This is a genomic window from Myxococcus sp. AB056, assembly GCF_006547365.1.
Classification (GTDB): Bacteria; Myxococcota; Myxococcia; order Myxococcales; family Myxococcaceae; genus Myxococcus; species Myxococcus virescens.
Window position 1 is genome coordinate 1 of record NZ_VHLB01000023.1, and the last position, 16,102, is coordinate 16,102.

At 68.9% G+C, this 16,102-nt stretch carries 13 protein-coding genes; 10 read left to right on the plus strand and 3 right to left on the minus strand.

From position 1 onward, the window contains the following. Window positions 1-261 precede the first annotated feature (261 nt). Complete coding sequence (locus FMP39_RS12835) at window positions 262-1,443, plus strand: hypothetical protein (protein ID WP_141590194.1); 1,182 nt, start codon at window positions 262-264, stop codon at window positions 1,441-1,443. A 110-nt stretch (window positions 1,444-1,553) separates the two neighbouring features. Here FMP39_RS12835 and FMP39_RS12840 read toward each other — a convergent pair whose 3' ends face one another. Further along, window positions 1,554-2,312, minus strand: a complete 759-nt coding sequence (locus tag FMP39_RS12840) for a DUF6209 family protein (RefSeq protein ID WP_141590195.1) — start codon at window positions 2,310-2,312, stop codon at window positions 1,554-1,556. Window positions 2,313-2,652: 340 nt separating this feature from the next. Here FMP39_RS12840 and cheB point away from each other — a divergent pair, with 340 nt between their 5' ends. The 7 genes from cheB to FMP39_RS12870 all read left to right on the plus strand — a co-directional run bounded on the left by cheB (window position 2,653) and on the right by FMP39_RS12870 (window position 8,548). After that, a complete protein-coding gene (gene cheB, locus FMP39_RS12845; RefSeq protein ID WP_141590196.1) occupies window positions 2,653-3,711 on the plus strand; it encodes a chemotaxis-specific protein-glutamate methyltransferase CheB in 1,059 nt (352 codons plus the stop codon). A gap of 6 nt (window positions 3,712-3,717) precedes the next feature. Continuing rightward, a complete protein-coding gene (locus tag FMP39_RS12850; protein WP_141590197.1) occupies window positions 3,718-5,040 on the plus strand; it encodes a protein-glutamate O-methyltransferase CheR in 1,323 nt (440 codons plus the stop codon). A gap of 88 nt (window positions 5,041-5,128) precedes the next feature. Next, window positions 5,129-5,968, plus strand: coding sequence for a tetratricopeptide repeat protein (locus FMP39_RS12855; protein ID WP_194858375.1), 840 nt, complete (start codon window positions 5,129-5,131; stop codon window positions 5,966-5,968). Then, entirely contained in the window at window positions 5,965-6,099 is a 135-nt protein-coding gene (locus tag FMP39_RS38415) for a hypothetical protein (RefSeq protein ID WP_002634075.1), read from the plus strand. The genes FMP39_RS12855 and FMP39_RS38415 overlap by 4 nt, the downstream gene beginning before the upstream one ends. Window positions 6,100-6,171: 72 nt before the next feature. Then, window positions 6,172-7,110 (plus strand): 5'-nucleotidase, encoded by a 939-nt coding sequence (locus tag FMP39_RS12860; RefSeq protein ID WP_141590199.1) that lies wholly within the window; start codon window positions 6,172-6,174, stop codon window positions 7,108-7,110. Window positions 7,111-7,221: 111 nt separating this feature from the next. Continuing rightward, window positions 7,222-7,443: a 50S ribosomal protein L31 gene (gene rpmE / locus FMP39_RS12865; RefSeq protein ID WP_011555112.1), complete on the plus strand. Its 222-nt coding sequence runs from the start codon at window positions 7,222-7,224 to the stop codon at window positions 7,441-7,443. 220 nt (window positions 7,444-7,663) lie between these two features. Further along, complete coding sequence (locus FMP39_RS12870; RefSeq protein ID WP_011555111.1) at window positions 7,664-8,548, plus strand: site-specific DNA-methyltransferase; 885 nt, start codon at window positions 7,664-7,666, stop codon at window positions 8,546-8,548. 21 nt (window positions 8,549-8,569) lie between these two features. Here FMP39_RS12870 and FMP39_RS12875 read toward each other — a convergent pair whose 3' ends face one another. Beyond that, window positions 8,570-10,324, minus strand: coding sequence for a M1 family metallopeptidase (locus FMP39_RS12875; protein WP_141590200.1), 1,755 nt, complete (start codon window positions 10,322-10,324; stop codon window positions 8,570-8,572). Window positions 10,325-10,451: 127 nt separating this feature from the next. Here FMP39_RS12875 and FMP39_RS12880 point away from each other — a divergent pair, with 127 nt between their 5' ends. Together FMP39_RS12880 and FMP39_RS12885 are read left to right on the plus strand one after the other, a co-directional pair. Then, window positions 10,452-12,830 (plus strand): 3-hydroxyacyl-CoA dehydrogenase/enoyl-CoA hydratase family protein, encoded by a 2,379-nt coding sequence (locus FMP39_RS12880; RefSeq protein WP_141253589.1) that lies wholly within the window; start codon window positions 10,452-10,454, stop codon window positions 12,828-12,830. A gap of 79 nt (window positions 12,831-12,909) precedes the next feature. Next, window positions 12,910-14,082: a thiolase family protein gene (locus tag FMP39_RS12885; RefSeq protein WP_026114036.1), complete on the plus strand. Its 1,173-nt coding sequence runs from the start codon at window positions 12,910-12,912 to the stop codon at window positions 14,080-14,082. 74 nt (window positions 14,083-14,156) lie between these two features. Here FMP39_RS12885 and FMP39_RS12890 read toward each other — a convergent pair whose 3' ends face one another. Next, entirely contained in the window at window positions 14,157-16,001 is a 1,845-nt protein-coding gene (locus FMP39_RS12890; protein ID WP_194858376.1) for a DNA mismatch repair protein MutS, read from the minus strand. Window positions 16,002-16,102 lie beyond the last annotated feature (101 nt).

The window sequence follows — 16,102 nt, forward strand, 5'->3', positions numbered from 1 at the left end:
GCCGGGGTGGACGGCTACATCACCAAGGGCGACCTGGTGCGCCAGGACCTGGTGGATGTGGTGCGGCGACTGCTGGGCTGACAGGCCCCTGTAGTGGCTGTACCCCGTCGGCGTAGAGGCGGGATAGGAGCCATGTTGGTTGAGGGTGAGGGCTGGAGTGGGGGAGGCGAGGAGGACCGGTGACGGGGGCCGGCCGGTGGATAGACTGCCGAGCCATCGCGGCGGTGTCGCTCAAACTCACCGCGCTCGAGGGCCAGGCCGATGGGTTACGACGTGAGGTGGGTTCGATACGACGACACGCTCCACACTGCGGCGTTCGTAAAGGCAGCCAGCCAGGAGGCAGAAGCGCGCGGAGGACTCGAAGTCGAGTTCAAACGCGGAGCCGGTGTGACCCGCTTGTTCGTCAAGTTGCCGCGCAGCTCACTCGAGGTGCAACCGGGTGAATCGGAACGGGCCCCGGACGACGGGGAGTGCTGGGGCGAGATCCACTTCAGCGTCATCCCCTCAGCTCAGCGTGGTTTCGAGGTCCTCCGACACTATCCGGATGAGCGAGGTTACATCGCGCTCTCGCGCTCCGGAGACGACGTGCTGATGCTGCGCGACGACGGAGTGGTGAGCCGGTGGGATGGCGTGGCCGTTCACGACGGGCCCCGCGTGTCCGAAGGATACCTCGACGATCTCTGGTCTCCAGAGCCAGGGGTGGCGTGGGTCGTGGGGGACGAGACGTTTCACCTGGGTCCCAGCGGCTGGACGCGCGTGGAGACGGGGGCGGGCGTTCCGCTTCATCGGATCTCCGGCCGCCATGCGCGCGACGTATGGGCAGTCGGAGAAGGGGTGGTCTTTCATTGGGATGGGGCGCAGTGGAGTCGAATCCCTTCGCCCGATTTCGGAGTGGGTTATGGCTTGTGGGTCGACGCCGAGGGGGTCTGGCTTACGGGCTCGAACGTGAAACTGCTTCGGTTCGAAGGCTCGCAAATGGTTCCGCTCGAGATTCCAGGCGGCGTCGGCGCCGAACACTCCTGGTACGAGGCCATCTTCCGAAGTGGCGGCGAGCTCTGGCTTGCAGCGGAAGGCGAATGCGTTCGCTGGAACCGCGGCGGGGCCACGGTGCTCAGGACCGGCGTCGAGGGCCCCTCTGCCTTTGCAGGTACTTCCTCAGACGCGTTGGTCCTGGTGGGGACTTGCACCTCGGCCTCGTGGGACGGCCGCAGTTGGTCGCCAGTCGCATCGCTCACCGAACGGTACGTGGCTGCGTGCGTTTACAGCGATGGTTCAATCCTCGCGTCGAATCCGGATGAAGGGCTCACGCGTCTGGTGCCCAGAGGCACGCACGCCGTGCTCTCTGTCAGCTCCGGCTTCAGTTCCAATCGCAACCTATGGCTTTCGATCGCTGAGTTCGCCGCCGCGATTGCACGTCGCCTGAGCATGACGGTTCAACCTTAGGTCGGCGGTGCCGATGAGGATGGGGTGATTCGGCTCCGGGTTCACCACGACGCCGCCTGCAGCCTCGAACCTGATGACACTGCAGCCGGTCGCGACCTAGCAGGTGCGGCTCACTCCACGGCGAAGTGATAGTTGGAGCCGTATTGGCTGTCGTAGCTCACGCACGAGCTGCGGTCCGTGTTGCGGAACCACATCTCCAGGTGGCGGGCGCCGGCCGGAGCGGTGATGGCCGTCGGTTCGGACCTGCCGGAGCCGGTGACGCCCGTCTCCTGGATGGGGCCGTTGTCGAAGCGGTACTGCGCGACAATCGCCCAGGCCGGGCCGTTGTATGTCGCGCGACACTCGGGCAGGCGGGCCACGTCGTAGTTGACGATGAACTGCTGGCCGGCGCGCAGCGTGCCCGCAATCACCTCGTCCCAGTTCGCGTTGAAGGAGAGGGTCGGCGCGCCGATGGCGAAGTGGTAGTTGCTCCCGTGGTTGGAGTCCCAGGCCTGGCAGCCCTGGCTCGAGATGTCGAACCACATCACCAGGGCGCCGCTCAACCCCGCGGGGAGATGCAGGACGCGCTGCGAGGGGTTGCCGTCCGGCGCGTGGCCGGCCACCCAGAAGCTCACCACCGGGCCGCGGTTCACCTGGACGTGGCCGGTGATGGTCCAGGTCGGGTTGCCGGAGGAGGTGGTGCCCCGGCACTGCGGCAGGCGGCTGATGTCGTAGTTGACGACCACCTGTCCGCCCACGGGAATCAGCTCCACCGACGGCGTCTCGTTCCAATAGCCATCGAAGGTGATGGAGGTGGGGGTGGTCTGCGCCGCGGCCGTGGAGGCCACCAGCAGCAGCGGGAGGAGGGAGGGAAGAAATCGCCGGACCAAGATGCGCTCCTTTCGAGCGGCAGAGGGGTCGGACGGCGGTATCCCGGCTCCCGTGCATCGGGTCAATGGCTTCCCCGCTTATCTATATAGGTTGGAAAAAGCCACATTGAGGGTGCGAGTCGGGCTCGGGCCTCACCACCACGCGGCCTGCGGAGGCACCCCGTCCCTTCGAGGCTCCCGGTGGTCAGCCTTCACCATCCGTGGAGGGAGGAGGACCGGCGGCGCGGGGGCTGGCGACACCGCCCAGGGCAACCTGATGGATGTGGTGCGGCGACTGCTGGGCTGACAGGCCCCTGCATTGGCTATACTCCCGGGCTCGCGCACGGGGTATGGACAGGGCATGGGCAAGAAAGTGTCGGTGCTGGTGGTCGATGACTCCCTCATCTGCCGACAGCTCATCTGCGAGGCGCTGAGCAAGGACCCCGATATCGAAGTCGTGGGCACCTGCGCGGACGGCAAGCAGGCCGTGGAGATGACCAAGGAGCTGCGTCCCCACGTCATCACCATGGACGTGGACATGCCCGTCATGGACGGGCTCACGGCCACCGAGCACATCATGGCCGAGTGCCCCACGCCCATCCTGGTGCTCACGGCGGACCCGCGCTCCCAGGCGCCGGAGCTGACGTACCGCGCGCTGGAGCTGGGGGCGCTCGCCCTGCAAATCAAGCCCGCGATCGACGCCGGGCCGGACGCGTGGAACCTGGTTCGCGAAATCCGGCTGCTGTCCTCGGTGCGTGTCATCCGCCACCTGCGCCGGCCCCAGCGCGGCCCGCTGCTGCCGCCCCGGGTGGCCACGTCGGTGCTGCCGGCGGTGTCCATGGGCGTGGTGGTGGTGGCGGCGAGCACGGGCGGGCCCCAGGTGCTCTTCAAGATGCTGTCGGAGCTGCCCGCGGACTTCCCGGCGCCCATCGTCATCGTCCAGCACATCAACGCCGCCTTCGCGGAGTCCCTGGCGGGGTGGCTGGCCGGGGCCAGCAAGTTGAAGGTGCGGCTGGCGCAGGACGGAGAGCCGCTGATGCCGGGGCACGTCCTCATCGCTCCGCCGGGGCAGCACACCGTCATCCCCTTCCGGGGACGCGTGGGGATCAAGCAAGGCGTGGAGCGGGATGGGCACATGCCGTCCGGCACGGTGCTGCTGGAGAGCGCCGCCCGCACCTATGGCCGGCGCGCGGTGGGCCTGGTGCTGACGGGCATGGGCGCGGATGGCGCGGATGGCCTGCTGGCCATCAAGCAGGCGGGCGGACTGGCGGTGGCGCAGAACGAGGAGTCCTGCGTGGTGTTCGGCATGCCGGGCGCGGCGGTGGAGCGCAAGGCGGTGGACCACCTCATCCACGGTGACGAAGTCGCGGCGACGTTGGTGCGACTGGCGCGGGGAGAGTCCCTCTCGGTGGGGCGCTGAGCCCGGGTGGCTGACGGCGCGCCATGGGCCGGAGTGCGCGCCTTCCTGTCGGCGCGGACGGGGATGGCCCTGAGTGGCCCTCAGGTTCGCCGGCTGGATGAGCGGCTGGCGGCGCGCAGCCAGGGCCTCACGCCGCACCAGTACCTGATGTTCCTCCAGTCCCCGTCGGGCGTGACGGACCTGGAGGACCTCATCGCCGCGGTGGTGGTGAACAAGACGGACCTGTTCCGCGACGAGGTGCAGCTCGCCGCGTTTCGAGCGCAGGTCCTCACTCCACTGGTGGCGAGGAATCGGCGGCCCCTGCGCGTCTGGAGCGCGGGCTGCGCCACGGGCGAGGAGGTGGCCACGCTGCTCGTCCTGCTTGCGGAGGCAGGGGCGGACCCGGACAGCACGGTGTTGGGGACGGACATCGCCGGGGACACGCTGCGCCGTGCGCGGTGGCTGGCCTACGGCCGGGAGCAGCTGCGCCGCGTCCCACCGGAGCTGCGCTCGCGGTACTTCGTCCGGTCCGGCGCGAAAGAAGCCCTGACGCCCGCGCTGCGGGAGCGCGCGAGCTTCCAGTGCCACAACCTGATGGAGTCGCCGTATCCGGTGGCGCCCGGCGGAGGCGGCTTCGACGTCATCTTCTGCCGCAACGTCCTCATCTACTTCACCGCGGAGGCCTTCCAGCGCACCGTGGAGGCGCTCGCGGGGAGCCTGGCGCCCGGCGGCGCGCTGGTGCTGTCCGCGTCCGAGCCGCTGCTCCGGGTGCCGCCAACGCTCCGGGTGCGGCGCGGCGAGCAGGCCTTCTTCTACGTCCGGCCGGAGGAAGGGGAGTCCGAGCCGCCGCCAGCCCCGCTCTCCTGGAACGGCGCTGCGTCATCTTCAAGGAAGCGTGGCATGGCGCTGCCCCCGGGCCGAGCCCCTGAGCGCGCTCGCACCGAGGCTCACCGTGGGCTCTCTGTCCCGGCTCCCCTGGAGGCGGAGGGCGTCCGGGGGCCCGTGGCCACCGCGCCCGAGCCCAGCCCGGAGGCCTGCGCGGAAGCGGACCTCCTCTTCGCCTGCGTGCTGGATGGCGCCGCCTCGGGTGTCTCCGACGCCGTGGCGGAGCAGGACCTGCGTCGCTGCCTGACGCTGGACCCGGACCACGCCGCTGCCCGGTACCTGCTCGGGCTGCTCCTGGAGCAGTGCCGGCGCACCGCCGAGGCTGCCGCCGAGTACCGCCGGGCCTTCCATGCCCTGGAGTCGGGCCGCTCGCGCCCCGTGGCCTTCTTCCTCAACTCCGACCGCCTCCGGGTGGCCTGCGCGCATGCTGCCGAGCGACTGGAGTTTTCCATCCAGAAGCGGTGACCGGCCAGCCGGGCAGGCCTTGGCGGGGGCCTTAACTGGACAAGAGAAGTCCGGACGGGCAGGGCGTTTGCGCCTAAGATGGCGCCCGATGCGAAGCTTGGCGCTGATATCCCTGCTGGCCCTCCCTGGTTGCTTCTATCCCGCTGACCGCGGCCGTGCCCTCGAGGCGAAGGTCGACCGGCTCGGCACCGACTCCGCCCAGATTCAGACGGAGCTGAAGGAGACGCGCGAGCAGCTCGCCGCCACGCTCCCGAAAATCGACGAGAAGGTCGCGGAGGTCACCAAGGCCCTCAAGGGGCTGGACACCGCGGCGCGCCGCAAGGACGCGGACATCGGTGTGCAGTTCCAGAAGACCGTCGAGGACCTCGCCCAGCTTCGTGGCCAGGTGGAGACGTACCTCCACAAAATCACCGAGCTGGAGACGGCGCTGGCCGCGCAGGACCAGAAGCTGGTCTCCATGCAGGGCGAGGCGGCGCTGAAGGAGGCCGAGGCGAAGAAGAAGGCCGAGGAGCTCAAGCGTCCTACGGACAAGAAGGAGTTCCTGGCGCTCGCCAAGGCGAAGGCCAAGGCCGGCGACGTGCTGCTGGCGCGCCAGCTCTACAACGAGTTCATGAAGAAGTGGGCCAAGGACCCGCTGGTGGGGGACGCCCACTTCGGCCTCGGTGAGACGTACTTCTCCGAATCCAAGTGCCGCGAGGCCCTCTTCGAGTACGGCAAGGTGCTGCAGGACTTCCCGAAGGCGGAGTCCGCGCCGGAGTCCTACCTGCGCTCGTCGGACTGCTTCGCCCAGCTGAAGATGAAGGAGGAGTCGCGGCTGGCGCTGGAGGAGCTCATCAAGAGCTACCCGAAGTCCGCCGAGGCGAAGACGGCCAAGGAGCGCATCGCCGAGCTGGACAAGAAGGCGCCCGCCAAGAAGGGCAAGAAGTGAGCCCGCGTCCGGTGAAGCTGGCCGCGCTGGCGCTGCTGCTCCTGCTGCCCCTGGTGGCGGGCGCGGCGCCCAAGCAGCTCGTCCTCCTCTTCACCGGAGACAATGGGGGCGAAGTCGCCCCCTGTGGTTGAAGGCACAACCCCTCTGGCGGTCTGGCCAGACGAAAAGTCGCGATTGAGAAGGAGCGCAAGCAGGGCACGCCCGTGCTGGTGCTGGACGCCGGCAATGCGCTCTTCAAGAGCCGGGACAGCGCGCAGGCCCCGGATGCACGGGCGCGCGCGGAGCTCGTGCTGTCGCAGATGGACGCGCAGGGCACCGCGGCCATGGCCGTGGGCGCGCGCGACCTCGGGTTCGGCGTGGGCTTCCTCAAGAAGCAGACGCGGCAGGCGAAGCTGAAGCTCCTGTCCGCGAACCTCGCGGACGCGCAGGGCAAGCTGCTGTTCCCCGCCTCGTGGGTGACGACGGTGGGCGGCGTGAAGGTGGGCGTGGTGGGCGTCTCTCCCGCCATGGCCAAACCCACCCCGGTGGGGCTGGCCGTTCCGGGCCAGGCGCAGGAGCAGGTGCAGGGCCTGCCGGTGCAGCCCGCCGTGGCCGCCGAGGCGAAGCGCCTGCGTGAGAAGTCGAAGGTGGACCTGGTGGTGGTGCTCGCGGCGGTGCCCCACGCGGAGGCGCTCCAGCTTGCCGACCAGGTGGAGGGCGTGGACTTCGTGGTGCAGTCCCACGAGGGCCGGGGGCAGGGCATCGCCCAGCGGCAGGCCCTGGCCACGGTGATTCCTTCCGGGGCCCGGGGCCGCGAGCTGGCGAAGCTGGTGCTCCAGTTGGAGGGGACGGGCCGCTTCGCCGACGCCTCCGTACAGGAGCGCACGCGGCAGCAGCTGCGCCTGCTCGAAGGCAACCTCACCCGGGCGAAGGCGCGGCTGGCGGGGACCCAGGATCCGGCGGAAAAGCAGCCCCTGGAGGCGACGATTGCCCGCCTGGAAGCCTCGCGGGCGGCCTACCAGAAGGATCTGGCCGGCGGCGCAACGGACGCCGGGCGCACGCATCTGTTGTCGTACATCCAGCTTGGCAGTGACGTCCCGGCGGATCCGGTCGTCCAGAAATGGGTGGAACGCGTCGAGCCCCCCGGCTCGGCGGCCCATTGAGCCGTGCTGGCCTTGTGAAGCGGTCCAAGCGCCATTATAAGCGCCGACCATCCCTCAGCGCCGGACCTCCTACCCGTCAGCGGGTGGGGGCAAGGCATACTGGAGCGTGTCATGAAGCCTGAAATCCATCCCGTCTACCCGCCGTCCCGCGTGACCTGCATGTGCGGCAACGTCGTGGAGACGAAGTCCACCCGCGGCTCGTTCTCGGTGGAAATCTGCTCGAACTGCCACCCCTTCTTCACGGGCAAGTACAAGCTCGTGGACACGGCCGGCCGCATCGACCGCTTCCGCAAGAAGTACGGCGCGTCGCCGACCTCCGCCAAGAAGGCGTAGGCCGCGGGGGCCACACACGGGCCCCGCAACAGTCCAGGCAGTACCCGTCGAGCAGGGTGTCGGAGGGCCTCCACGAGAGGCGCTCCCGCCCTGCTCGCGGCGCTTCTACGGCCTGAATCACCCGTCAAGTTTCAGGGTGCTACAGGCCAGAAATTAGACGTAGCACCGAAGCGACCGCACAGTCCGCCGCGTCCACGACGAAGAGTCCGACGGAGGCGAGATGTCCGCGCATGCTGCAGCAGCCCCTTCCCTGAAAGTCGTCCGCCGTTCGCTCAACGAGAGCGTCTACGCGAAAGGGGAGGCCTATACGCTGCTGCACGGCGACAGCCTGGAGCTGATGTCGCAGTTCGAGCCCCAGACGTTCGACATGATTTTTGCCGACCCGCCGTACTTCCTCTCCAACGGCGGCACCACCTGCAAGGGCGGCAAGCGCGTCTCGGTCGCCAAGGGCGGCTGGGACGTGTCGCGCGGCGTGGAGGAGGACCACAAGTTCACCACCGAGTGGCTCGCGGCCTGCCAGCGCCTGCTCAAGCCCACCGGCACGTTGTGGGTGAGCGGCACGCAGCACGTCATCTTCAACGCCGGCTTCGCGATGCAGAAGCTCGGCTACAAGCTGCTCAACACCGTCACCTGGTTCAAGCCCAACGCGAGCCCCAACCTGGCGTGCCGCTACTTCACGCACTCCACGGAGCTGCTCATCTGGGCCTCGCCGAAGTCCGGCGGCAAGCTCCAGCACACGTTCAACTACGCGCGCATGAAGGCGGAGAACGGCGGCAAGCAGATGCGCGACGCCTGGGCGCTGCCGCCCTCCGGTGACGCCGAGCTGACGGCGGACGGCGAGGGCCGGATGTGGACGCTCACCGTCCCGCGCGGCGGCGAGGAGAAGGCCTTCGGCAGCCACCCCACGCAGAAGCCGGTGGCGCTGCTGGAGCGCATCCTCGAGGCGAGCTGCCCCCCGGACGCGCTCGTGCTGGACCCCTTCAACGGCAGCGGCACCTCGGGCGTGGCGGCCCTCAAGCTGGGCCACCGTTACGTGGGCATCGACATGGACGAGAAGTACCTCGCCCTGTCGGAGAAGCGCCTGAACGCGGCGGCCTCGAAGTAGTCCCGTCCTGCTCGCGCGTCCTCAGGCGCGCGAAAGGATGAGCTCCACGCCCTGACGGGCGATGGGGTGGTAGCGCTCCCCGTGCTTCTTGAAGAGCGCGCGCGCCAGACTCCGGTGCGCATGCGACGCGGAGAGCACCCCGTACAGCGGCTTGAGGTACTTCATCCGGCCCACCTCGCCGAGGAACGTCTCGGTGCGAGCCACGGCCGGCTCCCAGTCCGCGCGCAGCGCCACCACCAGCCACGCCACCAGCACCTCCGAGTTGCGGCTCTCGGTGAGGCTGAAGCGCGCGTCGAGTTGCTGGATGACGTCCCGTGGAATGTCCCAGGGCAGTGACTCCAGGTAGAGCTGCCACTCGGCCGGCGTCCAGTCCTTCGCCTGCTCTGGCGTGGGCACCTTGCCGCGCAGCGCGTCCATGGCCTCCAGCCGCAGGGAGCGCGGTGACGGCGCCCCGGGGGGCACGCCGGGCCGGTGCAGGTACGCCTCCGCGTCCACCTTGGTCAGCACGCCGGGCAGCTCCTTCTCCGCGAAGGCGACGAACTCCTCGGTGGTGAGCGCGCGGAAGCGGTAGGTGGCCAGGTAGCGGCGGAGGAACTCGTCGAAGGCGGGCCGCCCGGCCGCGTCCTCCATGGCGCGCAGCAGCAGGTAGCCCTTCTCGTAGGGAATCTGGGAGAAGGCCTCGTCCGGGTCCACGCCGGCCAGGTGGGTGCGCAGCGACGTCAACTGCGGGTGCGCGCGGAAGTGCTGCAGCGCGGAGTCCAGCGCGCGGCGGCCCAGCGCGCCGTGCAGCGCCGACACTTCCGGACCCTCCAGGACCTCCAGGATGCGGCGCTCGGCGAAGACGGTGAAGCCCTCGTTGAGCCAGAAGTGCTCCGCGGAGGCGTTCGTCACCAGGTTGCCCGTCCACGAGTGCGCCAGCTCGTGCGCCACCACGTTGACCAGGCTCTTGTCGCCGGTGATGAGCGTGGGCGTGAGGAACGTCAGGCGCGGGTTCTCCATGCCGCCGTAGGGGAACGAGGGCGGCATGGTGAGCAGGTCGAAGCGCTCCCAGTCATAGGGCCCGAAGAGTGACTCGGCGGCGCGCAGCATGTCGTCCACGCCGGAGAACTCCTCCGCCGCGTCCTCCAGCAGCTCCGGCTCCGCCCACACGCGCGAGCGCGGCCCCAGCTCCTTCGGCGCCAGGCTGCCCACCGCGAAGGCCAGCAGGTACGGCGGCACCGGCTGGGGCATCTCGTAGTGCTCCTCCGCCTCCACGCCGTGCTCCTCGCGCCGCAGGAAGCTGGCGGCCATGACGGCCTTGAGCGCCTTGGGAATCCGCAGCGACGCGGTGTAGCGGATGCGGATGCGCGGCGTGTCCTGGAGCGGCACCACGCTTCGGGCGTGGATGGCCTGGCACTGGCTGTAGAGGAAGGGGTGCTTCCCTCCGGCTGTCTGGGAGGGCGTCAGCCACTGGAGCGCGCTGGCGTGCGGCGCCGTGCGGTAGCGCACGGTGAATTGCCGCAGCCCCACCGGCAGCTCGATGCGCAGCCGGCTGCCGAGAATCGGCTCGGAAGGGGAGAGGATGTAGGGCAAGGGACGACCCGCGGCGTCGACGACGTCACGGATTTCCAAGTCCCGGGTATCCAGGTCCAGCGGCCCGGCCGAGGCTTCCTTGAGGGTGTGGGTGACCTCCGCGTGCAGCCGCTGCGTCTTGAAATCGACGCGGGCCCTCCAGTCCAGGGTTTCCGTCTCAGGCTGCGTGCTGTCGTTGTACGAGTGCGGGTCGAGGCGAGCCATGGAGGGCCGGTATCTAGTCGGCTTGTCCTCTGGTGGCGAGTGTCCTGGCCGTCCGAACCGATTGACTTTCGGGTCAATCGCCTACATTTGTGCAATCCCCTCCTTCCCAACAGGGAGCCTTTTCCACATGACGACGCGGATCCGCAAAGTGGCTGTGCTGGGCGCCGGAGTAATGGGCAGCGGCATCGCCGCGCACCTGGCCAACTCGGGCGTGCGCGCGCTCCTCCTGGACATCGTTCCGCCCAAGGCCGCGCCGGGCGAGGACACCTCCTCGAAGGCGTTTCGCAACAAGTTCGCCCAGGGCGCGCTGGCCAACCTGCGCAAGCAGAAGCCGAGCCCCATCGTCTCTGGTGAGGTCTTCACCAACATCGAGGTCGGCAACTTCGAGGACGACCTGCACCGCATCGCCGAGTGCGATTGGGTGGTGGAGGTGGTGAAGGAGGACCTGAAGATCAAGCAGGACCTTTTCGCCAAGGTGGAGAAGCTCATCCGCCCGGGCACCATCGTGTCGTCCAACACCTCCGGCATGTCGATTGTGGGGATGACCGAGGGCCGCGGCGCGGAGTTCAAGAAGAACTTCCTCGTCACGCACTTCTTCAACCCCGTCCGCTACATGAAGCTGCTGGAGCTGGTGGCCGGCAAGGAGACTGCCCCGGAGGTGCTCAAGACGCTGCACCGCTTTGGCGAAGAGGTGCTGGGCAAGGGCATCGTCTACGGCAAGGACACCACCAACTTCATCGCGAACCGCATTGGCGTGTACGGGATGATGCGGACCATCGCCGCCATGGACAAGGCGGAGCTCTCCATCGAAGAGGTGGACAAGATTTTCGGCCCGGCCATGGGCCGTCCCAAGTCCGCCGTCTTCCGCACCGCGGACATCGTGGGCCTGGACACGTTCACCCACGTGGCGAAGAACTGTTACGACACGCTGACGCACGACGAAGAGCGTGACGTGTTCGCCAGCCCCGCCTTCCTCCAGAAGATGGTGGAGAAGGGCATGCTGGGCGACAAGAGCGGCGGCGGCTTCTACAAGAAGCAGGGCAAGGACATCCTCGCGCTCGACCTGAAGACGCTGGAGTACCGGCCGCAGGCGAAGGTGCGCTACGAGTCGCTGGGCGCCGCGCGGGACATCGAGGACGTGCGCGAGCGCGTGGCCTCGGTGATGAACGCCGAGGACAAGGCCGCCAAGTTCGCCGAGGGCGTCACCCTGGACGTGCTGGCCTACACGAGCCGCCGCATCCCGGAGATCGCCGACGACGTGGTCAACGTGGACCGCGGCGTGCGCTGGGGCTTCGGTTGGGACCTGGGGCCCTTCGAGGTCTGGGACGCCTACGGCGTGAAGAAGGGCGTGGAGCGGATGAAGGCCCTGGGCCTGAAGCCGGCCGCGTGGGTGGAGGAGATGCTGGCCGCGGGCCGCGCGTCCTTCTACGGCGTGGAGAACGGCAAGGACACGTACTGGGACATCCCCACGAAGTCCGTGAAGGTGGTGCCGGAGAACGCCCGCACGCAGCGCGTGGAGTACCTCAAGCGCGGCAACAAGAAGATCGCCGGCAACGACGGGGCCACGCTGTGGGACATGGGCGACGGCGCGACGCTGCTCGAGTTCCACACCAAGATGAACTCCATCGATGACCAGATCATCGAGATGATGAACACCGCGCTGGACGAGACGGAGAAGAACCACAAGGGCCTCGTCATCGGTAACGACGGCTCCAACTTCTCCGCGGGCGCGAACATCGTGGCGCTGCTGTGGGCGGCCAAGAGCGGCGAGTTCGAGTCCATTCGCAAGCTGGTGACGGGCTTCCAGGCCGTCAATCAGCGCATGCGCTACAGCCCGGTGCCGGTGGTGACGGCGCCCTTCAACCTCACGCTCGGCGGCGGCGCCGAGGTGACGATGGGCGGCAACGCCATCCAGGCCAGCGCGGAGCTGTACATGGGCCTGGTGGAAGTGGGCGTGGGCCTCATCCCGGGCGGCGGCGGCAACATGCAGCTGCTGCGCAACGTGTACGGCCCGTTCGGCACGGACAAGGACTTCGACTTCTTCCCCTTCCTGAAGAAGATCTTCCTCACCATCGGCATGGCGAAGGTCGCCACCAGCGCCGAGGAGGCCCGTGAGGCGGGCTTCCTGACGCAGGCGGATGGCATCAGCGCCAACCGGGACTTCCTGCTGTCCGACGCGAAGGCCCGCGTGCTGGGCATGGCGGACGCCGGCTTCAAGGCGCCCCGTCCCACGCGCTTCCGCCTGCCGGGCACCAGCGGCGCGGCCACCATCGACATGATGCTCTACGACATGGAGCTCAACGGCCAGGTGAGCGCGCACGACCGGAAGATTGCCCAGAAGCTGGCGAAGGTGCTGACGGGTGGCAACACCAGCCCGTCGCTGCTCGTGACGGAAGAGCGCTTGCTGGAGCTGGAGGCGGAGGCCTTCCTGAGCCTGTGCGGCGAGGAGAAGACCCAGGACCGCCTGCAGCACATGATCGAGAAGGGCAAGCCGCTGCGGAACTGACGGCCGGCCAGTATCCATAGGCTACTGAACCTGAGATTCGCTGAATGCCCGGGTGCCCCCCGGGCAAGGAGACATCAAAATGGCTGGTCGAGTCGTGATTGCCAGCGCGGTCCGCACGCCCTTCACCCGCGCGCACAAGGGAGAGTTCAAGGACACCCGGCCGGATACCCTGGCCGCTGTCGCCATCAAGGAGGCCGTTGCCCAGGTCCCGGGCCTGAAGCCGGAGGACATCGGTGACGTCGTCCTGGGCTGTGCCATGCCGGAGGCCGAGCAGGGCATGAACGTGGCCCGCGTGGCCACGCTGCTGGCGGGCCTGCCCGTCACGGTGCCCGCGATGACCATCAACCGGTTCTGTTCCTCCGGTTCGCAGGCCATCGCCCAGGTGGCCCAGGCCATCCAGGCGGGGATGTACGACGTGGGCATCGGCGGTGGCACCGAGTCCATGACGATGGTCCCCATGGGCGGCAACAAGGCGAGCGCCAACCCCGAGGCCATGGAGCGCCTGCCGGAGATCTACACCTCCATGGGCGCCACGGCGGAGAACATCGCGTCGCGCTACGGCGTGTCGCGTGAGGACTCGGACAAGTTCGCCGCCGAGAGCCAGCGCCGCGCCGCCACCGCGCGCGAGCAGGGCAAGTTCAAGGAGGAGATCGTCCCCGTCACCACGACGTACTACGACGACGACGGCGTGGCGCAGAACGTCACCGTCACGGTGGACACCATCCTCCGCCCGGAGACCACGCAGGAGGGCCTGGCCAAGCTGCGCCCGGCCTTCAACCCCAAGGGCGTGGTGACGGCCGGTAACGCGTCGCCGCTGACGGACGGCGCCGCCGCCGCGGTGGTGATGAGCGAGGCCAAGGCGAAGGAGCTGGGCGTCAAGCCGCTGGGCTACTTCATCGACGCCGCGGTGGCGGGCGTGCCCCCGGAAATCATGGGCATCGGCCCGGTTCCCGCGGTCCGCAAGCTGCTGGAGAAGAATAAGCTCAAGGTCGAAGACATCGACGTCTTCGAGCTGAACGAGGCCTTCGGGGCGCAGGCGCTGTACTGCGTGCGCGAGCTGGGCATCCCCGCCGACAAGGTGAACCCCAACGGCGGCGCCATCGCCCTGGGTCACCCGCTGGGCGTCTCCGGCGCGCGCATGGTGGCCACCATCCTGCGTGAGCTGAAGCGCCGCAACGGCCGCTACGGCGTCGTCTCCATGTGCATCGGCGGCGGCATGGGCTTCGCCGCACTCATCGAGGCGCCCAAGTAGTCACCGCTTCGACGTGAGCCACTGATTCAAGCACGGGCCTCGGGGGAAACCCCGGGGCCCGTGTCGTTTCGGGCTCAGCGCGCCGCCGTGGCTTCGTCCGGGTCGTCCACCGGTACGCCGGCCAGGCGAAGCACGCGCAGGGCGTTGGTGGTGTCCACCACGCCTTGGCGCAGCTTGTAGTCGAACATCATCTTCCCGGCCTCCAGGTGGTCCCGGAAGTGGACGTTGACGACATGGGCGCCCGGCTCGTCCGCGAGCACCGCCAGGGACAAGTCGTGCGTCGTCACCGCGCCAATGGCGCCGGTGCCCAGCAGCAGGCGCAGCACCTCGCGCGAGGCAATCTGCCGCTCGCGGGTGTTCGTCCCCAGGAGGATTTCGTCCAGGAGGAACAGCACCTGCCCGCGCGCGGCCTGCGCCGCGTCCAGCACCGCCTTGATGCGCTGCACCTCCGCGTAGAAGTAGGAGACGCCGCGCTCCAGCGAGTCCTTCACCCGCATGCTGGTGAGCGTCTGGAGCGGTGTCAGGCGGAAGTGCTTCGCGCTCACCGGCGCGCCGGCCAACGCGAGCACCACGTTGGCGCCCACCGCGCGCATCAGCGTCGTCTTGCCGCTCATGTTGGAGCCGGTGATGAGCAGCGCGTGCCGGGGGCCGGGCAGGGACACGTCGTTGGGCACCGGCGCGTCCAGCAGCGGGTGGCCCAACGCCGTCGCCTCCACACAGGGGCCATTGGCCGCCAAGACGGGCCAGGTGAAGTCCGGCCGGTCATGGGCGAGGCCCGCGACGCAAGACAGGGCTTCCAGTTCGGCCAGGGCCTCGAACCACTGGCGCAGCTGCTTGCCGTGGGCCTCGCGCCAGCGCTCCAGCGCGAAGTGCGCGTGGATGTCCCAGAGCGTGAGCCAGTGAATCAGCGGGTGGAACTGGTGGCGCTTGAACTCGATGAAGGAGAACAGCCGGCTGAAGCGCTTGAAGTGCTCGGACACGGGCGGCTGGCCGGGCTGCTGGAGGCCGGCCTGGAGCGTCTTCAGGCGCGGGTGCTCGAAGCGCTGGGCCTCCACGCGCTCGAAGATGGGGGCGTAGCGCACGAAGCCGCGCTCACCCACCTCCACGCCTTCGTCCATGACCTTCAGCGGGCGGCGGGTGATGACGGCCACGCCCAGCTGCGCGGCCAGGCCCACCCAGAAGGCTGACTCCGGCAGCACCTCGAACTTGCCCAGGACGTAGACGGCCAGCGTCACCAGGGGCAGCACCACCGCCACCGGTCGGGCCCACCGGATGGCGTTGAGCTGCGGGCCCAACTCCGCCCACTGGATGAACAGCGCCGGGTCCGCCTTCTCGCGCGAGGCGTCCCGCGCGTCCACGCAGAGGTCCTGGCGGAAGTCCAGGTTGGGCGCCAGCTCGCGCGCGGCGCCCTGTCTGGCTTCGACCTCCTGGGCGGACGCGGGGGCGGAGAGCCACGCCGCCAGCCGTTCCTCGCCTGCGCGCGTGGCCGTCTCGTTGAGGAGCTGGAAGAGGCTGCCCTGGCCGAAGACATCCAGGTCCGGGGTGTACAGGTGACTGGGGGACAGGAAGCGTTCACCGCGCTCGGTGAAGTCGTGCCAGCCGGGCCCCAGCCGCGCCAGTCCGCGTTCGTTGAGTGTCACGTACAGCTTCGCCCGGGCCTCGCGGCGGAAGACCTGGTGGTGGAGGACGGCGAGCACGCCGTAGAGCAGCAGCGCGGCGGCGCTGGCCCACCACCACACCTTGGGCAGACGCCCCGCCAACACGAAGCCCGCGACGCCGGCCGCGGCCAGGAAGGCGAGTGTTCGCAAGTTGGCGTAGCGGGCGCTCACGCGGTCCAGCGCGGTCAGCTCCGCCTGCGCGGCGGCTCGGCGCTCGGTGTACGTACGATGCGGGGATGGGGGCTCGGCGGTGGCGGACACGATGGGCACGCATGCTGCGGTCGCGCGGCGTCCAGGGCAAGCGGCAGGTGCAAATGCGTGACGCCGGGTCGACGGAGGCCTGGCCAACACCCCATTTCCTG

Coding starts and splice junctions, on each gene's coding strand:
- FMP39_RS12835 (WP_141590194.1), top strand. CDS start 262: ATGGGTTACGACGTGAGGTGGGTTCGATACGACGACACGCTCCACACT.
- cheB (WP_141590196.1), top strand. CDS start 2,653: ATGGGCAAGAAAGTGTCGGTGCTGGTGGTCGATGACTCCCTCATCTGC.
- FMP39_RS12855 (WP_194858375.1), top strand. CDS start 5,129: ATGCGAAGCTTGGCGCTGATATCCCTGCTGGCCCTCCCTGGTTGCTTC.
- rpmE (WP_011555112.1), top strand. CDS start 7,222: ATGAAGCCTGAAATCCATCCCGTCTACCCGCCGTCCCGCGTGACCTGC.
- FMP39_RS12870 (WP_011555111.1), top strand. CDS start 7,664: ATGTCCGCGCATGCTGCAGCAGCCCCTTCCCTGAAAGTCGTCCGCCGT.
- FMP39_RS12875 (WP_141590200.1), bottom strand. CDS start 10,324: ATGGCTCGCCTCGACCCGCACTCGTACAACGACAGCACGCAGCCTGAG.
- FMP39_RS12880 (WP_141253589.1), top strand. CDS start 10,452: ATGACGACGCGGATCCGCAAAGTGGCTGTGCTGGGCGCCGGAGTAATG.
- FMP39_RS12885 (WP_026114036.1), top strand. CDS start 12,910: ATGGCTGGTCGAGTCGTGATTGCCAGCGCGGTCCGCACGCCCTTCACC.